Source organism: Hymenobacter sp. BRD128, assembly GCF_013256625.1.
In the GTDB taxonomy this organism is placed as follows: domain Bacteria; phylum Bacteroidota; class Bacteroidia; order Cytophagales; family Hymenobacteraceae; genus Hymenobacter.
In genome coordinates this window covers 1,951,991-1,972,436 of record NZ_CP053908.1, presented here as the reverse complement: position 1 = coordinate 1,972,436, position 20,446 = coordinate 1,951,991, and the positions used below count along the sequence as shown (strand labels likewise).

The window sequence follows — 20,446 nt, the reverse complement described above, 5'->3', positions numbered from 1 at the left end:
CCGGCACAACCTGCCCGGTAGCGGCTCAGTAAAACGGGCTCATTCTTCGTCACCCTGGCGCGGCTTACTCGGCCGGCCGGCACTCGCCGCCCGGCTACCCGCCGCCCATTTTTTCCCTCCTGATGCGCTTAAAGCTTCGTCTTAATTTCTTATCACTAGCCCTCTACCTGGGCTTGCTTAGTCTGCCCGGCCTGCTCGTGTCGTGCAATGGCCAAGGCGACCAGGCTAGCCAGGCCAGCTCTAAAGCCGGCACTTCGGTTACCAGCAATACCAGCGGCCCCGAGCCGCACCTCGACAGCGTTTTCGTTATCCGGACCATGCAGGCCGATGCCCGCTTCAAGGCGCAGGAGCGCTGGGCCCGCAAGTTTTACCGCGAGCGGCAGTTCCGGCTAGGGTGGTTTCGGCAGCATAAGCTCGTGCCACAGGCCAGCACCTTTCTCACCGTCGTAGGTAAAGCAAAGGAGGATGGCCTCGACCCTAAACGGTATGATACCAGGCAGATAACTAATTTGCTAGCCCAGCTCAAAAGCCTGGGTCAGGACACTGCGCGCCGTAACCAGCTAGAGCGCAGGCTCGACGTGACCCTCTCGGGTAGCTACTTCGCCTGGGCTTCGGACTACTACCGCGGCGTGGCTAACCCCCGCGATACCAAGAACGACGCCTGGAAAGTCAAGCGCAATAAAATTAAGCTCGACCACGCGCTAATGACCATTTTGCGGGAGCGCGAAAGCACGTATCCGTACTACGACTTCGCGCCGCTGCACCCCGAGTACACCAACCTGAAGAAGGCGCTAGCCCTGCTGCGCGCCCGCCAGGCGGCCGGGGGCTGGCCCACGCTGCCCGGCACCACGCATCTCAAGCCCGGCCAGACGCTACCCGTGGTGGGCTTGCTGCGCCAGCGCCTGCTGGGCGGCGAGGCTACCGGCCAAGCGCCAGCCACCGTGGCCACCGCTGCCCGGCCCGTCAACAACGTGACAACCTCGCCCGCCGCCAATACCTACGACCCTATCCTGGTCGAAGCCGTGAAAAGTTTTCAGCGCGACCTGGGCCTGCCGCCCACCGGGCTGGTGAGCGGTGAAACCCTACGCCAACTCAACGTACCCATTCAGGCGCGTATCAATCAGGTTATCCTGAACATGGAGCGCTGGCGCTGGCTACCCAAAAAGTTTGAGCCCGACTACCTCATCGTAAATATTCCCGAGTACCGGCTCCGGGTCTATGAGCAAGGGAAGGAGGCTCTCACCATGCGCGTAATCGTGGGCAAGACGCTCACTGCCACGCCGGTGTTTTCCGACAAAATGGAATATGTAGTTTTGTCGCCCTACTGGAACGTGCCCTACAGCATTATCGATAAGGAAATGCGCCCCAAGCTGGAGGCTGACCCCCAGGGCACGCTCGACCGCCTCGACATGGAAGTGGTAAAGGGCTACGGCCGCAAAGCCACCGTGGTAGACCCTACTACCATCGACTGGGCCGGTGTGACGCAGGATAACTTTAAGTATACCGTGCGCCGCCGTCCCGGCCCCAAAAACGACCTGGGCGAGGTGAAGTTCATCTTCCCCAACTCCAATGATATCTACCTCCACGATACGCCCCACGGTGAGCTGTTTTCGCAAACCAAGCGCAATTTCAGCCACGGCTGCGTGCGGGTAGAGGAACCCGTAAAGCTGGCTACCTACCTGCTGCGCAACAACCCCAGCTGGAGCCAGCCGGTTATTGAGGACTCCATTGCTCAGCGCCACGAGAAGTACATTGCCCTCAAGGAAAAACTGCCGGTGTACTTGGTGTACCTCACCGCCTGGGCTGACCCCGATGGTCACGCTCACTTCCGCGACGACATCTACGGCCACGATAAATCACTCGCCAAAGAGTATTTCGACTAGGGTTGCCCCTGGCAGCCGGTAGATACGTGCAAAAAAAGCGGCCCCGCCATAGCTTGGCAGGGCCGCTTTCTGTATAAATGGGCTTCTGGCAAAAGAATATTCAAGCCGGTCTGGCATGGTTAAGTTGTGCGTTACAATTGTATTTAGAATGAGTTTGGCGAGGGAGATTAGGTGCTAATTAAGTATTGAATACAAGTGTAAGCTACACAAGCAAAATAATAATACTTTTGTAAATAGCGAAGAAAAACACAGTTTCATAAATTACTTTGCACATTTGTGAAGTCATTTACTTTGTATGGTAACCCGCATTAGAGAGCTGTTAGAGCATAAAAACCTTACTCCAACCCAATTTGCCGACCTTATTGGGGTGGGGCGGCCAGTCGTGAGCCACATTTTAAGCGAGCGCAACAAGCCCAGCTTGGAGGTAGTACAGCGCATTATCAGTGCTTTTCCGGAAATAGCATTGCCCTGGCTGCTCAGTGGCACCGGGGAGATGCTGGCTGCCAATGCCCGGGTGCCCCCGATAGCTTCAAATGAGGCGGCTAGCCCACCAGTTGCGACAGAAGAGCCCGCTACTTCCTCATCAGCGAGTGCAACCGCACCCCCAGTAGCTGTAGTAGCTGCTGTACCAACGGCAATTGCTGCTCCGGCTGCGGAACCGGTACCGGTGCCTAATGAAGATAGTAGCCCCGCGACGCTTCCTGCTACTCCTGGCACAACTGTGGTTGCTGCTTCCGCAGGGGCGGCACCCCTAGCCAGCCCGGCACTGGTTGCCGCCCCGCCCGCCCCCAAGCCCTTCCGGGCCGCCCGGGCTATGCCGCCAAAAGCTGAGCCGTTGCTGCCGCCGGGTGAACTGACAGCCGCAGCAATGCCAGCCGCTGCACCACCCGCACTCGCAGCCAGCCCCGCAGGTGCCACGCCGAGCGTCTCGGAAGCCGCTATGCTGCCTTTGCTGGCTGAGCCGGGTAAGGCTATCCGGCGCATCGTCATCTTTTACCGCGATGGTTCCTTTGCCGATTATCAGCCCGAGCAGTAAGGAGTGATACCGGATAAGTGGCGCCTGAATAATCAGCCGCAACGCACCACCTCCAACGCCCGCGATTACCTGTGCTTATCCAGGTTTCGCGGGCGTTGCGATGTTGCCTAACTACCCATGCTGTTGCGTGGCATCTGCGCTTTCTGCTAATTCAGGTAGTAAAAAGCTTTTCGTTGTCAGCAGCAGCTGCCTTACCAGCCTCCTGGCAGAAGGCTAATCTTATTTGCCGCTGTCTTTCCGTAAAAGTGCAATTTACATCGATTCAATGAGATGGCTTTTAAACAGCTTTTTGAATGCTGAGAGGTGACTCGCAAGGCTCGATTGGTTTGAGTTATTTTATTGGAAAAGCAAAATTATTTTTCCTTATTGTCCGGAAAGATTGATTAGGCAAAATTTAATCACATAAAACTCTTGTTTTCAAGAAGTAATACTAAGTAGATGCAAGTATTTGTGAAGTGTTTTTTGGCCTTATTGCTTAAGGCGTCATTATTTTTTTATTCATGTTAGGCGATTGCGGTTTGATTGCTGACGCACACGAGGAGCGGTGCTAAAAGGATTGCCACTAGCTTATAGCGTAAAAGGTAAAGACCTGCTCGGGGCCAGGAGCGCCTGTCCATCCAAAGGAGAACGGTTGGCCAGGGAGATGTAGCAGTTAGGAACGCCTTTAGGCTCAGCTAGTGCAGCTAGCTTTTTAGCGGCTTTAAGACAACTTATTTGGCCTGCGCAGCTGGTCGCCCGCAGGCTGGTTGAGTAAGGTCAGAGACCCCATTTGTCAAATGTAAATGCGGCTTCCGGGGTATTGGCATCCGAATGAGCAGCGCCAACTAAGCAGGCAAAAGGTGGCTGGCAGCGGCCAGAGTGGGATAGGCAACGGGTAGACTTTAGAGAAATATGCGGGAAATAGCTTTCTGCGTAAGGCCGGTGGGCCTTACCTTCGCGGCATGAAAAGCTTGCGCACCTACTCCCTGCTGCTGGCCGCCAGCGCGGCCCTGTTTCTGACCGCTGCCTGCACCACGGCCCCCGACGCGGAGAAAGACCCCAACGCCGACGCTGCCTATAAGCGGGCGCACCGCACTGAGATGTACCGCGAGGCACAGCGAAGCAACGTCAACTATTAAGCATCGGTCAGCACTGACTTTGTTCCCAGTACCGACCTGCTTCAAGCAAAAGCCCCGGCTACGCAACGTGCGTAGCCGGGGCTTTTGCTTGGTAAAGAATACGGAACTAGGCGTCCAGGCTAGCCAGCATTGGCTCGGTTAGGCTGGGTAGGGGAAGCCCTGCCAGTACTTGCTGCTCCAGTAAGTCGGCCCAGGTGCGCAGGTAGAGCACCACGTCGTCGCGTTGGTTGTGGCGCAGGGCGTTGCGGCGCTCAAATGGGATGGCGTGGCGCACGGCCGGGTCGCCGAGCTTTTCGAGGTGGGTGAGGTCTTCGCGCGAGAAGCCTAGCGCCAGCATTTCGTCAATCGTCTGGTCGAAGGGTAGGCCGCTAGTGGGGCAGTAGTCCACGAGCTGGCGTTCCCAGTCGCCGTAGCGTTGCAGGGCCTGGGCGTGAATTTCGGCCTTGGTGAGGCGCGTGATGGTTTGGGCCAGGTGGCCGCAGTTGCAGCTGCCCATGTGGCCCCATTGATATGGAGCCTCGGCGGCCAAGCGGCGGGCCGTGTTGCGCAGGGCCTGAATAAGCGGAAGGGAAGCGCGGGAAGTCATGATGCTAGGGGCCAGGAAAACAGCGTTAAACTAGTAACAAATAACCACTCAGAGAAGCCTTCCCGAATGGTTTTTGTTTCCTCAGGGCAAAAATATTCCGGTAGCGGCGCTTCTAATGAAGCGCCGCTACCGGAATACCGGAGGCCCGGTCATTAGGCCATTATACCCTAGCGAGGGTTAATAGCGGCAGAAAGGGCGCTAGCTCGACCGGCGGCCACCTTCGCCGCCACTGCGGCCCGCCTGGAAAGGCCGGCTGCTACGCTGCCCGCCGCCCCCCGAAGCCGAGCGCTCGCCACCGCCCGACTGCGGCCGACCGCCGCCGCGATGCTCGCTACGCCCGCCGCCCGAGGTACTGCCGCTGGAGCGCGGGGCGCCGCTGCGGCCCTGGCCACCCCCGTTGCCACCACGCCCGTCGCGGGGCGGGCGGCCAGCCGGGCCTTTGGGCCGGACAATGCGCTCATTGCCCAGCAGCGAAACCGGAGCTACACTATTGGTGGAGTACGGATGCTCCTTATCCACATCCAGCTGCTTGCGGATAAGCTTTTGAATGTCTTGCAGATAGGCGCGCTCCTCTTCTTCTACAAATGTAAATGCGGTGCCGAAGGCACCGGCGCGGCCCGTGCGGCCGATGCGGTGCACGTAGGTTTCGGGCTCGTTAGGCACTTCATAGTTGATGACGTGGGTCAGCTCATCCACGTCGATGCCGCGGGCGGCGATGTCGGTAGCCACCAGCACGCGGGTGGTGCCAGCCTTGAAGTTGCTGAGCGCCCGCTGGCGGTGGTTCTGGCTTTTGTTGCCGTGGATGGCCTCGGCCGTAATCTGAGCCTTCTCCAGCGTTTCAGTCACCTTATTGGCGCCGTGCTTGGTGCGGGTGAAGACGAGCACGCGCTTGATGGCGGGGTCCTTGAGCACGTGGCGGAGCAGGGCCGGCTTGTCGTTTTTATCGACCAGAAACACCGACTGCGTCACCGTGTCGGCGGTGCTCGACACGGGCGTCACGGCCACCTGCACCGGGTTGGGGCGCAGGATGGTGGCCGACAGCTCCTTAATCACGTTCGGCATGGTGGCCGAGAAAAAGAGGCTCTGGCGGCCGGCCGGCAGCTTGGGCAGAATGCGCTTGATGTCGTGGATGAAGCCCATGTCGAGCATGCGGTCGGCCTCGTCGAGCACAAATACTTCGAGGTGCTGCAGGTGCACGTAGCCCTGGTTCATGAGGTCGAGCAGGCGGCCCGGCGTGGCCACCAGGATTTCGACGCCGCGCTGCAAGGCTTGCACCTGCGGGTTCTGGCCCACGCCGCCGAAGATAACAGTCGAGCGCAATTGCGGCAGGTGGCGGCCGTAGGCCTTAAAGCTCTCGCCAATCTGGATGGCCAGCTCGCGGGTGGGCGTGAGCACGAGGCAGCGGACGCGGCCCTTGGGGCCCTGGCCCGTTTTCTGGGTGAGGGCAGTCTGGTGCAGAATCTGCAGAATCGGCACCGAAAAGGCGGCCGTTTTGCCGGTGCCGGTCTGGGCCACGCCCAGCAGGTCGTGGCCTTCGAGCACCTGCGGAATGGCTTGCTGCTGAATGGGCGTGGGGGTGGTGTAGCCTTCCTCGCTCAGGGCGCGCAGGATGGGCTCAATCAAATTGAGGTCGTTAAAAGTCATGAAGATGGGAGCCACCCGCCCGGTGGGTGGTGGCCGGGGCGGAGGCCATCGGCTGCCTTCGCAAATACAGGAAAATAAAAGGGGAAAACCCGTGCCGCACGCACAAACTCACGACGCGGCGGGCCAGTAGCCGTATACGCACGGCCAGCAGCTGGTCCGATTGCCAGGCTGCCTTCGGCGGCAAAGGTACCGCTTAAATCTCCAAGCCATGCAGATAGTTCACCGCGAGCGCGCCTACGACGGCCATTTTAAGCTCAACAAGCTCACTGTTAAAACCCAACAGGGCGAAGAATTACCCCGCGAGCAGTTTGCTCCCGGCCACGCCGTGGCCGCGCTCGTCTTCGATACCCAGCAGCAGCAGTACGTGTTTACCCGGCAGTTTCGGGTGGGGGCCGAGCGCGAGTTGCTGGAAATCGCGGCTGGCATGATTGACCAGGGCGAAAGCCCCGAAGCGGCCGTGCGCCGCGAAATTCACGAAGAGCTGGGCTACGACATCGACCAGCTGACCGCGATTGTGACCATGTGGCCCTCGCCCGGCACCAGCGCCGAAACCATTGCCGTGTACTACGCCGAGGTGAGCCGCCAGACTGGCCCCGGCGGCGGGCTAGCCGAAGAGCATGAGCAGTTGGAAATCATCCACCTCACGCGCGAACAGCTAGCCGAAGAGAAGATTCAGGACGCCAAAACGATGCTGGCCGTGCAGTGGGCGCAGCTGCATAAGCCATGAATACGTAGTGGCAGCCTAAGAAAACGCCCGTCATTGCCGCGCTCCGCTGCGTTGCGCTCGCAATAACAAATAGATGGGCCTACTGCGGCGTCAGTTGGTACTCAAACTGCTGGCGCAGGCGCGTGTCGGTTATCACCAGCGTGAGCGGACCGGCGGCCGGGTCGAGCTTAATGAAGGGCACCAGCTGATGATTCTGGTACAGGTCGCGGCCGTAGAAGCGGCCCGTGCCGGGCTTGGGCGTGGTCGCGAAAACCTCCTTGCCATCCTTGGTGCGGGCCGAAAGGGTAAGCAGCGACGGGTCGGCGTTTTTGGCGCCCTGGCGGCGAATGTCGAGCACTAGCGCCCCGCCGGCCGGTACGGCCCTTAGCCGACGCTGGTAGGTCGAGTCGGCCCAGTCGTGAATCTTGCGCAGCTCGCTGATTTCGGCCTGCATTTCCTCCGCCGAGCGGTAGCACACGTGGGTGTAGGTACCCGTGATGTCGGCATCTTCGTCGGTGTTTTTGGTAATATTAGCCACTACCGGGCATTCGGGATTTTTCTGGGCAAAGAGGTAGCGCTTGCGGGCCGGGCCAGCGGGGCTTTGGGCGTGCGCCGCCGCTACCCCTAGCAGGGCGAAAATCAAACCGGTGCGTAGCGTAGTAGAAAATTGCATTTTTGTAAGAAAATAAAGTAACCTGAATAGCGCAGCAGAACGCTCGGTACAAAGAACGGCAGGCCAGCGCAAATGCCCGGTATTTTCCCGCCGATAATGCCTTCTGGCCCGAATAGTGACGGAAATGTAACGCGCCCGTAACGTCGGCTTTATATACCGCCACGAGCTTTGAGGCATGCTAAAACTCGCGGAAACCAGGCGTTTCTTATTGGACTGGCAGCCGACTAGCGCGGGGCTGCGGTGGCTGGTGGCGCTGGGCTGGTGGCTGGCGCTGGGGTGGTGGCTGCGGCGCAGCCTGCGCCCGGCCCTGGGCGGCGCGGTCGCGCGCGACCCTAGCCACGGCCCGCCGACCAAGCCGCGCCGCCCCAAGCCGCGTTTGTGCCCGAGCTACCCCCGGCTGCCTTATTCTTCTGCCGCATGAGTACCCCAGCCCCGCGCCCACCCAAAAAGCGTCGCCTGGCGGTGGCCGTAATCAGCGACGTGCACCTGGGCACCTACGGCTGCCACGCGCCCGAGCTGCTGCGCTACCTCAAGAGTATCAAGCCCAAATTGCTGGTGCTCAACGGCGATATTGTTGATATCTGGCAGTTTTCGAAGAATTACTGGCCAGCTTCGCACATGCGGGTGGTGCGCTACCTGGCGGGGCTAGCGGCCAAGGGTACTCGCATCTACTACCTCACCGGCAACCACGACGAGCTGCTGCGCAAGTTTGCGGGCCTCAAGCTGGGTCATTTTCAGCTCGATAACAAGCTGGTGCTCGACCTGCCCCACGGCCGCACCTGGCTGTTTCACGGCGACGTATTCGACGTGAGTATGCGGCACGCGCGCTGGCTAGCCAAGCTCGGCGGCAAGGGCTACGACCTGCTGATTTTGCTTAACCGGCTGGTTAATTTTGGCTTGCAAAAGCTAGGCCGGCCCAAGGTGGCCCTGTCGAAGGCCGTGAAAAACCGGGTGAAAAGCGCCGTGAGTCTGGTCAGCGACTTCGAGCAGACGGCCGCTACCATTGCCGCCGACCAGGGCTACCGCTACGTGGCCTGCGGCCACATTCACCAGCCCGAAATCAAGACCCTGGCCACGCCGCAGGGGAAGTAACTTATTTGAATTCGGGCGACTGGGTTGAAAACCTCACCGCCCTCGAATACACTGCCGAGGCTGGCTGGACCCTCTACCGCTACGCCGACGACCCGCGCATGCTGGCCCAGCCCGGCGCCGCTACCGAGGCGCCCGAAGCCGACGAGCTAGCCGCCGATGCCGCGCCCGCCGCGCTGCTCGCGGGGCTGCTGGCCGAGTTTAAGTTAAAATGAAGAGGTAGGAATGAGGCAGTAAGAATTGCGCGTGGTAATTCTTACTGCCTCATTCCTACCTCTTACCTCACCGAAGCATGAACATTCTCTACGCCATTCAGGGCACCGGCAATGGCCACCTCATGCGCGCCCTCGACGTGGTGCCCCTGTTGCAAGCCCGCGTAGCAGCGCTGGGCGGCCAGCTCGACCTGCTGGTGAGCGGCCCGCCCGCCGACCTGCCGTTGCCTTTTGCGGTGCGCTACCGGGTGGGGGGCATGGGCTTTTTGTTTGGTAAGAAAGGCGGCATCAACTTCGTGAAGACTTTCCGGCAGTTCAACTCGGCGGAGTTCGTGCACGACATTCGCCACTTGCCCGTCGAGCACTATGATTTGGTGCTCAATGACTTTGAGCCGGTTTCGGCCTGGGCCTGCCGGCTGCGCCACCGCCCCTGCGTGGCCCTGAGCCACCAAAGCGCTGTGCTGCACCCCGCCGCCCCGCGCCCCGCCCGCGAGGACCCCGCCGGCCGGGCCGTGCTGCGCCACTACGCCCCCAGCACGGCGCAGTATGGGTTTCATTTCCAAGAATATGCGCCGGGCATCAGCACGCCCGTTATCCGGCAGCAGGTGCGCGAGCTGACGCCGGCCGACGAGGGACACTACACGGTATACCTGCCGGCCTTTGACGAGGAAACGCTGGTGAAGCGCCTGCGCCATCTGAGCCGCAAGGTGCGCTGGGAGGTGTTTTCGAAGCATAGCCAGCACCCCGCCGTGCACGGCAACGTGCGGGTGTGGCCGGTGAGCGGCGGCGACTTTCTGCAAAGCCTGGCCCATGCCCACGGCGTGCTCTGCGGCGCCGGCTTCGAAACGCCCGCCGAAACGCTGTACCTGGGCAAAAAGCTGGCCGTGGTGCCCATGAAGCAGCAATACGAGCAGCAGTGCAACGCCGCCGCCCTGGCCGAAATGGGCGTGCCCGTGGTACGGGGCCTCAAAGACAAGCACCTCGACTACCTCGACGACTGGCTGCACCGCGGCCAGCCGGTAGCCGTAGACTACCCCGACCGCACCGGCGCGGTGCTCGACCAGCTGCTGGCCGAGCAGCTGGGACTGAAAAAAATGGCCTAGCCAGGGTAGCGCCGCCACTCTTTGCGGCGCGGCGTTGTTTGCCCTGCGCCCAGGAGTGTTAGTTAGATTTAGCGGCTCCCGGTGAGCTGTTCAACAAAGGGGCGCGCAAGGTTGCGCTTCTGCCTGTATGCTAGTAGTTTGATGCCCGACGATTCTATTCTGACTATTCAGCGCCCGCTGGCGCTGCCGCCGGCCTTTTTCCCGGCCACTACGCCCGCTACCTACGCCCGGGCCGATTTTGGACCCGATTTTCACTGGGGCGCGGCCTGCGCGGCCTACCAGGTGGAGGGCGCCTGGCAGCAGCAGGGCAAGGGCCCGAGCATCTGGGATGAGTTTACGCGCCGGCCCAAGGCCATTGCGCGGGGTGAGCACGCGCGGGTGGGTACCGATTTTTTTACCCGCTACGAGCAGGATTTAGACCTGGCCCAGGGCCTGGGGCTCACTGATTTTCGCTTTTCCGCGTCCTGGGCTAGGGTGCTGCCCGAGGGCGTGGGCGCCGTGAACCGGCGCGGGCTCGATTTCTACGACCGCCTCGTGGATGCCTGCCTGGAGCGCGACCTGCGCCCCTGGCTCACGGTGTACCACTGGGATTTGCCGCTGGCCTTACAGCAGCGCGGCGGCTGGGCCAACCGCGCCGTGGTCGATTGGCTGGCCGACTACGCCCAGGTGCTGGCCCGCCGCCTCGGCGACCGCGTGGCGCACTGGATGGTGCTCAACGAGCCGATGGTGTTCGTGGGTGCGGGGCATGCGCTGGGTATTCACGCGCCGGGGCGGCGCAGCCTGCCGGGCTTTCTGGCGGCGGCCCACCACGCCACCCTCGCCCAGGCCGAGGGCGGCCGGGCGCTGCGGGCGGCGCTGCCGGGCGCGGCGCGCATCGGCACCACGTTTTCGTGCTCCTACGTGGCGCCCGCCCGACCGGGCCACGGCCCCAGCGAGGCCGCCGCGCGCCGCGTCGATGCGGTGCTCAACCGCTTTTTTGTGGAGCCCGCGCTGGGCCTGGGCTACCCCACGGCCGAGCTGCCCACGCTGGGCTGGCTGCTGCGCCGCTACCACAAGCCCGGCGACGCCGAGCGCCAGAAGTTCGCCTTCGATTTCTGGGGCGTGCAGAACTACACTCGTGAGGTGGTGCGCGCTGCCCCCTGGCTGCCGCTCATCGGCGCGGCGCTGGTGCCGGCCGCCAAGCGCGGCGTGCCCACCACCGAAATGGGCTGGGAAGTCTATCCCGAATCGGTTTACCAGATGCTAAAACAGTACGCCGCCTACCCCGGCGCGCCCGAGCTGGTTATCACGGAATCGGGCGCGGCCTTTGCCGACCAGCCGGCCGGCGGCCGCGTGCCCGATGCCGCCCGGCTAGCCTACCTCCAGGCGGCCATCGGGCAGGTGTTGCGCGCCCGCCGCGAGGGCATCCGGGTCAATGGCTATTTTCCGTGGAGCTTCACCGACAACTTCGAGTGGGCCGAGGGCTACCGGCCGCGCTTCGGCCTGGTGCACGTCGATTACGAAACCCAGGAGCGTACCGTGAAAGACTCGGGCCGCTGGTACGGCGAGTTTCTGGCCGGCGCCAGGGTAGAGGTGGGGCCCGTGCAGGCAGTAGCGCAAACTTTGTAGTCCGCGCTACAAGTTGCTCAGCGCGTCAACAGCGTAGCCCGCACGTCCATAAACCGCCCGATGAGGCGCTCGGGCTGCTGCTCGTCAAACTCGCCGAAGCCGAGCACGAAGGCCGGCGCGGGCTGCACAAATTTGGTGGCTTCGTTCACGGCGGCGAGGTAGGGCTGGAGGCGGGCGGGGTTACCGTCGGCGGCCGCAACTTCGGCGTCCCAGCGCAGCGGGGCGGGGCCTTTGCGCACCAAAAAAGGCAGCACAAACGGGATGTAGTGGCTGAAAACCGGGTTTTCCGCGCTAGTCAGCCGCGTATCGGGCCACACGTGAAACTCGGCGAACGAGGCCGGCGGCGCCACCACGAAGCGCGCCTGCTCATCGGCCATCGCCCCGAAGAGCGCCGCCCGGTTGGGCTGGGCGTAGAGCTGCGCGTAGGCCGTGTACCACACCGTGAGGCCCGCCTCGCTCACGAGCTGGTAGGGGTGAAACGAACTGCTGAGGCTAGCCCCGCCGTGGTTGCCGATGACGAGCGTATAGAGCTGCCCAAATTTTTCGAGGTCGGCCGATTGCTGGTAGGGCTGGTTGGTGAGGCCGTAGAGGTAGAAGCTGGCAAAATCGGCCGCGGTGGGCAGCGCCGGGGTAGTAGGGGCAGAAATAGCGGACACGGGAAAAAACGCTGGAAAAACAGAACGCCGGGTTAGGGGCGGGGCGGCAAAGTTCGGGCGCGGCGCGGGCTAGCATGTGGCGCCCGGCTCCTTTCAGCGGGACTTGCCGGGCCAGCCTGGTCGGACGCTTCTTTTTTATTCCCTGGTTGCGGCCGCATTATGGCTCAAATGGGCGTCCGCCAGCGGGTGTTAGTTGAGCGGCCCGCTGTTGCTGATGAAAGCCACGCGCTTGCTGTCGGGCGACCACGAGGGCGTATTGATGGTACCCTGGCCGCCGTAGACGTAGGCAATGATTTTGGGCTGGCCGCCGCTAATGGGCATCAGCCGCAGGTACACGTGCTTGTAAAAAGGGTGGTCGCTCGCGGCAACTTCATCCTTTAAAAAGGAGAGAAAAACTAGCGACTTGCCATCGGGCGAAATGTGCGGAAACCAGTCATTGAACTCGCCGGTCGTCACGGCTTCCTGCTGGCTGCCATCGGGCCGCATGCGCCAGATTTGCATGGTGCCGGTGCGGGCCGAGTTAAAGTAAATGTACTGGCCATCGGGCGTGTATTCGGCGCCGTCGTCGAGGCCCTGGGCGGTGGTAAGGCGCACTTCCTTGCCGCCACTGGCTGGCACGCGGTAGATGTCGAAGTCGTTGTTGCGCTGGCCGGTAAAGAGCAGCGCCTTGCCATCGGGCGACCAGCTGTGCAGGTAGGAGGGGCCGCGCGGCGTAATCTGGCGGGGCGTGCCGCCACTAGCCGGCACCGTGTAGACAATGGAGCCGCCGAGCTTATCGACGCCGCTGCTCAGGCCCAGCATCTTGCCGCCGAAAGCCAGCACGTGGTCGTTGTTATTGTTTTTAACGTCGCCGGTGGGCAGCATGGCCGGCTGCCGGGTGGCCAGGTCGAAGTTGTACATGAGGCCGTCACTGTTGTAAATCAGGCTCTTGCCATCGGGCCGCCAGTTGGGCGCCTGAATGGAGTTGGGGACCGAATAGATGATTTCGCGGCTGCCGGAAGCCACGTCGAGTAGCTCCAGGTGGCTGCCCAGGTATTGTTGGTAGGCGACCAGGCCGGCGGGCGCGGGCGCGGCTAGGCGCACATCGCGAAACACGGCCGTTTCGGTCACGTCGGCGTTGTGCGCGCACACGAACAACCCCACGTACACTTCCCGGCCCAGGTCTACATTAGCCACCTGCACCACCTCAAAGGGCTGGCCAAACTGCGCCACCCGCATGGTGTAGGTGGTGCCCGTGCGCTCCAGCTGAATGACGTCGGCCTGCGTGATGGCGGCGCGGGTCTCCTCGGTGGTAGCGCCGGCCGACTTGCGGTATTGCAGCGAAGTGAGGCCGTCGCCGTGCTCGGCCGCGCTCACCTGGGGCGAATTGGGGGCCAGGCTTTGGCGCACCATCCAGCCCATTTTGCGGTGGGCTTCGGCGCCGCGCCAGCCCACCAGGCCGGCGCGGGCGTAGAGAATAAAGTCGCCGGTCAGCTTTTTATAGACGTAGTGAAACTCGTCGTGGTCAGCCCAGATGTTGGCGCCGGCGCCCGTCACCACGTACTGCTGGGTGCCGGGCAGGTAGGTCGCGGTGCCTGGCCGGGCGGTGGCCCCCACATCCTGCTGGCCATCAAAAATGCCTAGCTGCTGGGCAAAGACGGGGCTGCCGGTGGCAAGGTAGCCTAGTAAAAAGAGAAGGAGCACGCGGAATTTCATGCGGCGGGCGGGTGGGAAAAAGAGTGGGCGGAGTGGCTGTCGGGCTAGCGAAGGTAAGCGCCCGGCCTTCGGCTGGCTAGGCCATACGGGCGGCGGCCCAGCGGGTTAATAAGGCTGGCTAGCCTCGACGCGAGCGGCCGTGCTACTTTCGGGCTTCCGCCCCGCGCTTCTGCCCATGCTGCTCACGATTTCGACCACCCACCAGCCCGCCACCGACCTGGGCTACCTGCTCCATAAAAACCCCGCCCGCCTGCAAAGCGTGGAAATCACCGGTGGCCAGGCCCACGTGTTTTACCCCGAAGCCACGGCCGGGCGCTGCACCGCCGCCCTGCTGCTCGACCTCGACCCCATCGGGCTGGTGCGCGGCCGCGGCGAGCGCGGCGGCGAAGGCTTTTCCTTGCAGGAATACGTGAACGACCGCCCTTACGTGGCCTCGTCCTTCCTGAGCGTGGCCCTGAGCAAAGCCTTTGGCACCGCCATGAACGGCACCTGTAAGGACCGCCCCGCCCTGCCCGCCAAGGCCCTGCCGCTGGCCGTGACGGTGGCCGTAGTCTCGGCCCCCGGTCCCGACTGGCCCCGCCGCCTCTTCGAGCCGCTCGGGTATGAGGTCGCAACCGAAGCCTACCCGCTCGACCCCACCCAGCCCGCCTGGGGCGACAGCGGCTACTATACCCTGCACCTGCGCCACACCGGCCTGCGCCTGCAAGACGTGCTCACGCACCTCTACGTGCTGCTGCCGGTGCTCGACAACGACAAGCACTACTACGTAGACCAGAACGAAGCCGAAAAGCTGCTGCACCGCGGCGGCGACTGGCTACCCCGCCATCCCGAGCGCGGCTTCATCACCCGCCGCTACCTGCGCTACCGCGCCCTCTACGTAAACCCCGCGCTGGCCAGGCTGCTGGAAGGGGATGAACTAAACGACCCGGCCAACGAAACCTCACCCCCCGACCGCCTCTCCAAAAGAGAGGGGGAGCCTGACGCAATTGCCGGGAGCATGACCGGTGCCCCATCTTTTTTGGAGAGGGGGTCAGGGGGTGAGGTGCCGCCAGGGGGTGAGGTGCCCGCGGAGGGCGACCAACCCAAGGCCGAAAAAACTTCCCTCCACGACCAGCGCCTCCAGCAGGTGGCCCACGAAATCTACCAGCTAGCCCCCAGCGCGTGCTCGACCTGGGCTGCGGCGAGGGCAAGCTCCTGCGCTTGCTGCTGCGCCAGCCTAAAATCGAGTACATCCTGGGCATGGATGTATCGCACCAGGCGCTGGCCCGCGCCGCCCAGCGCCTGCATTTGGCCGAGATGCCCCCGCGCCAGCGCGCCCGCCTTGACCTTATCCAGGGCTCGCTCTTGTACAAGGACGACCGCCTCACGGGCTTCGACGCGGCGGCGCTGGTCGAAGTCATCGAGCACCTCGACCCTAGCCGCCTCGTGGCCCTCGAAGCCGTAGTGTTTGGCCACGCGCGCCCGGCGCACGTGTTCGTCACGACCCCTAACGCGGAGTACAACCAAGTCTACGAACGCCTCTCGGCCGGCACCTTCCGCCACGCTGACCACCGCTTCGAGTGGAGCCGCGCCGAGTTCTCTGCCTGGGCCGCCGGCGTGGCCGAGCGCCACGGGTATCAGGTGCGGCTGGTGAGCATGGGCGAGGAAGTGGAGGGGGTGGGGGCGCCTTCGCAGCTGGCGGTGTTTACGCAGCAGCCTACTTCCGCTCCAACTTCTCAATCAGCTTAAGAATTGTCTCGCGATTTTTAGCATCCTTAATAAAGTGGGGCAATTTCTCCACCATTGTAGTATGCGTGGTAGTCTGTCGCTCCCGAAGTTTTGCGCCCACGTATTCTTTGATAGCGTGTAGATGCTGTCTGTTATAAGCCCAAAATAAATTACCTCGAACACTTCCTTGTAGCCATAAAGACAAGCCAAAAATGGGTGCTAAACCATCGTTAGGGTCATTGTAAGGCTGAGTGTAAGGCTCATTTCTAGGTTTATAAATCCTCACCTCACCACATATTGGGCACGGAATAGCAAAGGCATCTACTGGCTCTTTAGAGTGCGGAATTACTTTGCTAATGAGTTTGCCACATGTGTCACAATTCCTTCTGACGGAGACTTTGTATCTGACCAAGTTATTTGAATTTTCCAAATGACCGCAATGGCTACAATTTAATCGAGCATTATTAAAAAAATAAGGGTTGCCAGCCGTAATAACCGCTTGACGCTGACATTTCGGACACTCTACGTCAAATTCAGTCATATAAGACTGGCGCACTGTAGCTGGCGCATGATACCTGGAGGCTATAGTTTCCATTCCTACCTGATTACTTCTTAACTATTTATGCCCCAAGATACCTTGAAACTCCCCGAACTTTCGCTGGTGCTACTCATTGGCAGCACGGGCGCGGGCAAGTCCACGTTTGCGCGGCGCCTGTTCAAGCCCACCGAAGTGGTGTCGTCGGATACCTGCCGGGGCCTGGTATCGGATGATGAAAACAGCCTCGACGCCACCAACGACGCCTTCGACCTGCTGTACTACTGGGTAGCCAAGCGCCTCAAGCGCGGCCGCCTCACGGTCGTCGATGCCACCAACGTGCGCGCCGAAGACCGCAAGGCCTTCGTGGCGCTGGCCCGGCAGTACCACTGCCTGCCGGTGGCCATCGTGCTCGACGTGCCCGAGAGCGTGGCCGCCGACCGCAATCGCCAGCGCCCCGACCGCGCCGGTCTCAAGCCCCACGTTATTGCGGGCCACCGCCGCCTGTTGCGCCAGAGCCTGCGCACGCTGAAAGCCGAGGGCTTTCGGCACATCTTCCACCTGCGCGGGGTGGAGGAAATCGACGCCGTGCGGGCGATAGCGCGCGACCCGCTGCACAACAACCGCCAGCAGGAAACCGGCCCCTTCGACATCATCGGCGATGTGCACGGCTGTTACACTGAGTTGTGCGAACTGCTGGGCCAGCTAGGGTACCGGGTGGAGGAAGAGCCGGTGCAGGATGCGCGCGATTTGGGCGTGCGGGTAGTGCGGGCCGAGCGCGAAGCTGACCCTAGCCGCAAAGTCATTTTCCTGGGCGACCTCGTGGACCGCGGCCCTGCCTCGCCGCAAGTGTTGCGTCTGGTAATGAGCATGGTGCGCGACGGCCTGGCCCTGTGCGTGCCCGGCAACCACGACATGAAGTTGCTGCGCTACCTCAACGGCAAAAACGTGTCGCACACCCACGGCCTGGCCGAAACCATCGCCCAGCTCGAACCTGAAACGCCCGCCTTTAAGGAGCAGGTGCGGCTGTTTCTGGATAAGCTGGTGAGCCACTACGTGCTCGACGGCAGCCGGCTGGTGGTGGCCCACGCCGGCCTCATTGAGGAAATGCAGGGCCGGGGCTCGGGGGCGGTGCGCAGCTTCGCGCTGTTTGGCGAAACCACCGGCGAAACCGACGAATTTGGCCTGCCCGTGCGCTACCACTGGGCCAGCGAGTACCGGGGCCGGGCCATGGTGGTGTACGGCCACACGCCCGTGCCCGAGCCCGAATGGCTCAACAACACCATCGACATTGATACCGGCTGCGTGTTTGGCGGCCGCCTCACCGCCCTGCGCTACCCCGAGCGCGCCCTCGTGACGGTGCCCGCCCATCAGGTGTACGCCGAGCCCAGCCGCCCGCTGCACTACAACCCGCACCGGCCCAGCAGCTTACCCGGCGATGCAGTTGCCGGCGCCGAGTCGACGCCCGGCGCCACCGCCCAGCAGCACGATGACCTGCTCGATATTCGCGACGTGACCGGCAAGCAGCTCATCAACACGCGCTTGCTCAATACCGTGACGGTGCGCGAGGAAAACGCCGTGGCCGCCCTGGAGGTGATGTCGCGCTTCGCCCTCAACCCCAAGTGGCTGCTCTACCTGCCGCCCACCATGTCGCCCACCGAAACTTCGGAGCTGCCCGACCTGCTCGAACACCCCGCCGAAGCCTTTGCCTACTACCAGCGCCAGGGCGTGGCGCGCGTGGTGTGCGAGGAAAAGCACATGGGCAGCCGCGTGGTGGTGGTGCTGGGCCGCGACGAAGCCGCCATCCAGCGCCGGCTAGGGGTAGTGGGCGAGGGTCTGGGTAAATGCTACACCCGCACCGGCCGCAACTTTTTCACCGATAGCGAGTTGGAAGCTGAATTTCTCACCCGCCTGCGCGATGCCCTCACGGCGGCCGGCTTCTGGGAGAAATTCGGCACTGACTGGGTGTGCCTCGATGCCGAGCTGCTGCCGTGGTCGGCCAAGGCCCAGGAGTTGGTCAGAAGCCAGTACGCCGCCGTAGCCGCCGCCGCCACGGCCGCCTTGCCCCAGGTCGAAGCGGCCCTAGCCACCGCCACCGCCAGGGGCCTGGCCGGCGCGGCCGAGCTGCTGGCCCGCACCAGCGCCCGCCGTGAGGCCGCCACTGCCTATGCCGACGCCTACCGCCGCTACTGCTGGCCCGTGCAGTCGCTCGCCGACCTCAAGCTGGCGCCCTTCCACCTGCTCGCCACCGAGGGCAAAACGTACTTCGACCGCGACCACGCCTGGCACATGGAAACCCTGCGCGCCCTTAGCCTCGCCGCCCCCGGCCTGCTGCGCGCCACGCCCTACCACGTAGTCGACCTTGCTAATCCCGCTGAAATTGAAGCGGCCACCGACTGGTGGCTAGCCCTCACCGCCGGCGGGGGCGAAGGCATGGTGGTGAAGCCCTACGACTTCATCCCCACAACCGGCCGCTCGCTCATCCAGCCCGCCCTCAAGTGCCGCGGCCGCGAGTACCTGCGCATCATCTACGGGCCTGATTATCTGCTTGATGGCAACTTGGAGCGTCTGCGCCAGCGCAACGTGAAAGCCAAGCGCAACCTGGCCCTGCGCGAGTTTGCGCTCGGGGTCGAAGGCCTCGAACGCTTCGTGGCCAGCCAGCCGCTGCGCCTGGTGCACCAGTGCGTATTCGGGGTGCTGGCCCTCGAAAGCGAGCCGATTGACCCGCGCTTGTAGCCGCGCGGGCACCGGGCCCGTAGGATATTCCGGCGGGCCCGGTGTTGATTCTTTGCCCTTGCTTTATTCTTTTTCCTACCCATGCAAAAACAATTCTTCGCGCCCATCCTGGCGGCTGGCCTGGGCCTCTGGCTAGCCAGTGCCAGCCGCGCCGCGGCTCCCGCGGCCGAGCGCCCCACTTACTTTGCCCTCAAAGTATATCACCTGAAAACCAGCCGCCAGGAGGTCCGCATTGATAGCTTCTTGCAGCGGCAGTATCTGCCCGCGCTGCACGCCGCCGGTATTGCCACCATCGGCGTATTTAAACCCCTTGGCAACGACACGGCCGCTGATAGGCGCGTGTATGTATTTACGCCGTTCACCTCCCTCAAACAATGGGAAAAAATAGACCGGGAAACCTCGGCCAAACTGCAGGCTGCCGGTGGCGCCTACGAAAATACGGCGTACAATAATCCCGCGTATACCCGCCAGGAAACTATTCTTCTTAAAGCCTTTGACGAGATGAAAACCCTGACTGCGCCCAAGCTTAGCACGCCTAAAAATGCGCGTGTGTACGAGCTGCGCAGCTACGAAGGGGCCAGCGAAAAAATATTCCGCAATAAAGTGCAGATGTTTAATGCCGGCGGCGAAATCAATTTATTCAACCGCCTAGGCTTCAACGGTATTTTTTACAGCGAGGTATTATTCGGCCCAAAAATGCCGAACCTCATGTACATGACCTCTTTTGCTACTATGGCCGACCGCGAAGCCCACTGGAAAGCCTTCGGTGCCGACCCCGAATGGAAGAAATTATCAAGCCAGCCCGAATATCAAAATAACGTGTCGCACATCGATATCACGTTTTTGCGCCCAGCCGATTATTCGGATTTATAATTAATTGAAGTAGGGTAATTAAAACCCTAAACGTCCGTCCTGCTGAGCTTGCCGAAGCATCTTGCCCACACCGCTAGGGTAGTAAACCCAACGGCGCGGACAAGATGCTTCGACAAGCTCAGCAGGACGGACGTTTCAGTATCAGGCAGTTTGGCAGCCTTACTTATCGACACTCAAAATTTATCGTCATTTACCTCCAGCCAAAAATTATCGGGGTCCTGTAAATAAATCTGTTTCACCCCGTCGGGGCGGGGCGTGATTTTGCCCGGCTCGCTTTTCCAGCTGCCGTAGTGTACGCCTAGCTTATCGAGGTGCGCCATAAATTTCGATAAGTCCTTTACGCTAAATGCTAAGTGCGTATTAATATCGTGTTCCTGCGCTTTATTACCTTGAATAATATGCAGTTGGCTGTGCGGCCCGATGCGTAGCCACACGTGCTTGCCATCCTTAAAAGGCTCGGGTATTTCGGGTAGCAGCAGCACGTTTTTATAAAAATCAGCACTCTTCTGCAAGTCCACCACGTAGAGTGCGATGTGGTTGAGCATGACCGGGCCTTGCGCAAACGAATTTTTGGCAGTGGTCATAA

17 protein-coding genes and 2 pseudogenes are annotated in these 20,446 nt (G+C 61.9%); 13 read left to right on the top strand and 6 right to left on the bottom strand.

The genetic code is table 11. From position 1 onward, the window contains the following. Positions 1-122 precede the first annotated feature (122 nt). The 3 genes and pseudogenes from GKZ68_RS08630 to GKZ68_RS08620 all read left to right on the top strand — a co-directional run bounded on the left by GKZ68_RS08630 (position 123) and on the right by GKZ68_RS08620 (position 4,037). Complete coding sequence (locus GKZ68_RS08630; protein ID WP_173113302.1) at positions 123-1,883, top strand: murein L,D-transpeptidase; 1,761 nt, start codon at positions 123-125, stop codon at positions 1,881-1,883. A 295-nt stretch (positions 1,884-2,178) separates the two neighbouring features. After that, positions 2,179-2,343 (top strand): annotated as a pseudogene (locus GKZ68_RS22655) (helix-turn-helix domain-containing protein); the annotation flags it as partial. A gap of 1,517 nt (positions 2,344-3,860) precedes the next feature. Beyond that, the gene (locus tag GKZ68_RS08620; RefSeq protein ID WP_173113297.1) at positions 3,861-4,037 is read left to right on the top strand and encodes a hypothetical protein; all 177 of its coding nucleotides are present in this window, start codon (positions 3,861-3,863) and stop codon (positions 4,035-4,037) included. Between the two features lie 106 nt (positions 4,038-4,143). Here GKZ68_RS08620 and GKZ68_RS08615 read toward each other — a convergent pair whose 3' ends face one another. Beyond that, the gene (locus GKZ68_RS08615; protein ID WP_173113293.1) at positions 4,144-4,623 is read right to left on the bottom strand and encodes a hypothetical protein; all 480 of its coding nucleotides are present in this window, start codon (positions 4,621-4,623) and stop codon (positions 4,144-4,146) included. A gap of 198 nt (positions 4,624-4,821) precedes the next feature. Then, positions 4,822-6,267, bottom strand: a complete 1,446-nt coding sequence (locus GKZ68_RS08610) for a DEAD/DEAH box helicase (protein ID WP_173113290.1) — start codon at positions 6,265-6,267, stop codon at positions 4,822-4,824. A gap of 208 nt (positions 6,268-6,475) precedes the next feature. Here GKZ68_RS08610 and GKZ68_RS08605 point away from each other — a divergent pair, with 208 nt between their 5' ends. Then, the gene (locus tag GKZ68_RS08605; RefSeq protein WP_173113287.1) at positions 6,476-6,994 is read left to right on the top strand and encodes an NUDIX domain-containing protein; all 519 of its coding nucleotides are present in this window, start codon (positions 6,476-6,478) and stop codon (positions 6,992-6,994) included. Between the two features lie 79 nt (positions 6,995-7,073). On the opposite strand, the gene GKZ68_RS08600 is transcribed toward GKZ68_RS08605, so the two are convergent. Next, positions 7,074-7,646, bottom strand: a complete 573-nt coding sequence (locus tag GKZ68_RS08600) for a hypothetical protein (RefSeq protein WP_173113284.1) — start codon at positions 7,644-7,646, stop codon at positions 7,074-7,076. A gap of 175 nt (positions 7,647-7,821) precedes the next feature. Between GKZ68_RS08600 and GKZ68_RS08595 the strand changes: the two genes are divergently transcribed. The 5 genes from GKZ68_RS08595 to GKZ68_RS08580 all read left to right on the top strand — a co-directional run bounded on the left by GKZ68_RS08595 (position 7,822) and on the right by GKZ68_RS08580 (position 11,658). Next, positions 7,822-8,067, top strand: a complete 246-nt coding sequence (locus GKZ68_RS08595) for a hypothetical protein (protein ID WP_173113281.1) — start codon at positions 7,822-7,824, stop codon at positions 8,065-8,067. After that, on the top strand, positions 8,064-8,738 hold the full coding sequence (locus tag GKZ68_RS08590) for a UDP-2,3-diacylglucosamine diphosphatase (RefSeq protein WP_217275346.1): 675 nt from the start codon (positions 8,064-8,066) through the stop codon (positions 8,736-8,738). Before GKZ68_RS08595 ends, GKZ68_RS08590 begins: the two co-directional genes overlap by 4 nt. Before the next feature lie 5 nt (positions 8,739-8,743). After that, positions 8,744-8,950 (top strand): hypothetical protein, encoded by a 207-nt coding sequence (locus GKZ68_RS21680; protein ID WP_217275345.1) that lies wholly within the window; start codon positions 8,744-8,746, stop codon positions 8,948-8,950. 77 nt (positions 8,951-9,027) lie between these two features. Further along, positions 9,028-10,050: a glycosyltransferase family protein gene (locus GKZ68_RS08585; RefSeq protein ID WP_173113278.1), complete on the top strand. Its 1,023-nt coding sequence runs from the start codon at positions 9,028-9,030 to the stop codon at positions 10,048-10,050. A gap of 141 nt (positions 10,051-10,191) precedes the next feature. After that, entirely contained in the window at positions 10,192-11,658 is a 1,467-nt protein-coding gene (locus GKZ68_RS08580) for a GH1 family beta-glucosidase (RefSeq protein ID WP_173113275.1), read from the top strand. A 17-nt stretch (positions 11,659-11,675) separates the two neighbouring features. Here the strand turns inward: GKZ68_RS08580 and GKZ68_RS08575 are convergent, their stop codons facing one another. Together GKZ68_RS08575 and GKZ68_RS08570 are read right to left on the bottom strand one after the other, a co-directional pair. Further along, entirely contained in the window at positions 11,676-12,314 is a 639-nt protein-coding gene (locus tag GKZ68_RS08575; protein ID WP_173113272.1) for a hypothetical protein, read from the bottom strand. Positions 12,315-12,503: 189 nt separating this feature from the next. Further along, the gene (locus GKZ68_RS08570; RefSeq protein ID WP_173113269.1) at positions 12,504-14,009 is read right to left on the bottom strand and encodes a PD40 domain-containing protein; all 1,506 of its coding nucleotides are present in this window, start codon (positions 14,007-14,009) and stop codon (positions 12,504-12,506) included. A 175-nt stretch (positions 14,010-14,184) separates the two neighbouring features. Between GKZ68_RS08570 and GKZ68_RS21675 the strand changes: the two are divergent. The 4 genes and pseudogenes from GKZ68_RS21675 to GKZ68_RS08555 all read left to right on the top strand — a co-directional run. After that, a pseudogene (locus tag GKZ68_RS21675) lies at positions 14,185-14,892 on the top strand (3' terminal RNA ribose 2'-O-methyltransferase Hen1); the annotation flags it as partial. Between the two features lie 278 nt (positions 14,893-15,170). Then, positions 15,171-15,737, top strand: coding sequence for a methyltransferase (locus GKZ68_RS21670; RefSeq protein WP_217275344.1), 567 nt, complete (start codon positions 15,171-15,173; stop codon positions 15,735-15,737). Between the two features lie 601 nt (positions 15,738-16,338). Continuing rightward, positions 16,339-18,987, top strand: a complete 2,649-nt coding sequence (locus GKZ68_RS08560) for a polynucleotide kinase-phosphatase (RefSeq protein ID WP_173113266.1) — start codon at positions 16,339-16,341, stop codon at positions 18,985-18,987. Positions 18,988-19,068: 81 nt separating this feature from the next. Continuing rightward, the gene (locus GKZ68_RS08555; RefSeq protein ID WP_173113263.1) at positions 19,069-19,860 is read left to right on the top strand and encodes an NIPSNAP family protein; all 792 of its coding nucleotides are present in this window, start codon (positions 19,069-19,071) and stop codon (positions 19,858-19,860) included. Between the two features lie 173 nt (positions 19,861-20,033). Here the strand turns inward: GKZ68_RS08555 and GKZ68_RS08550 are convergent, their stop codons facing one another. Then, positions 20,034-20,444, bottom strand: coding sequence for a VOC family protein (locus GKZ68_RS08550; protein WP_217275343.1), 411 nt, complete (start codon positions 20,442-20,444; stop codon positions 20,034-20,036). Positions 20,445-20,446 lie beyond the last annotated feature (2 nt).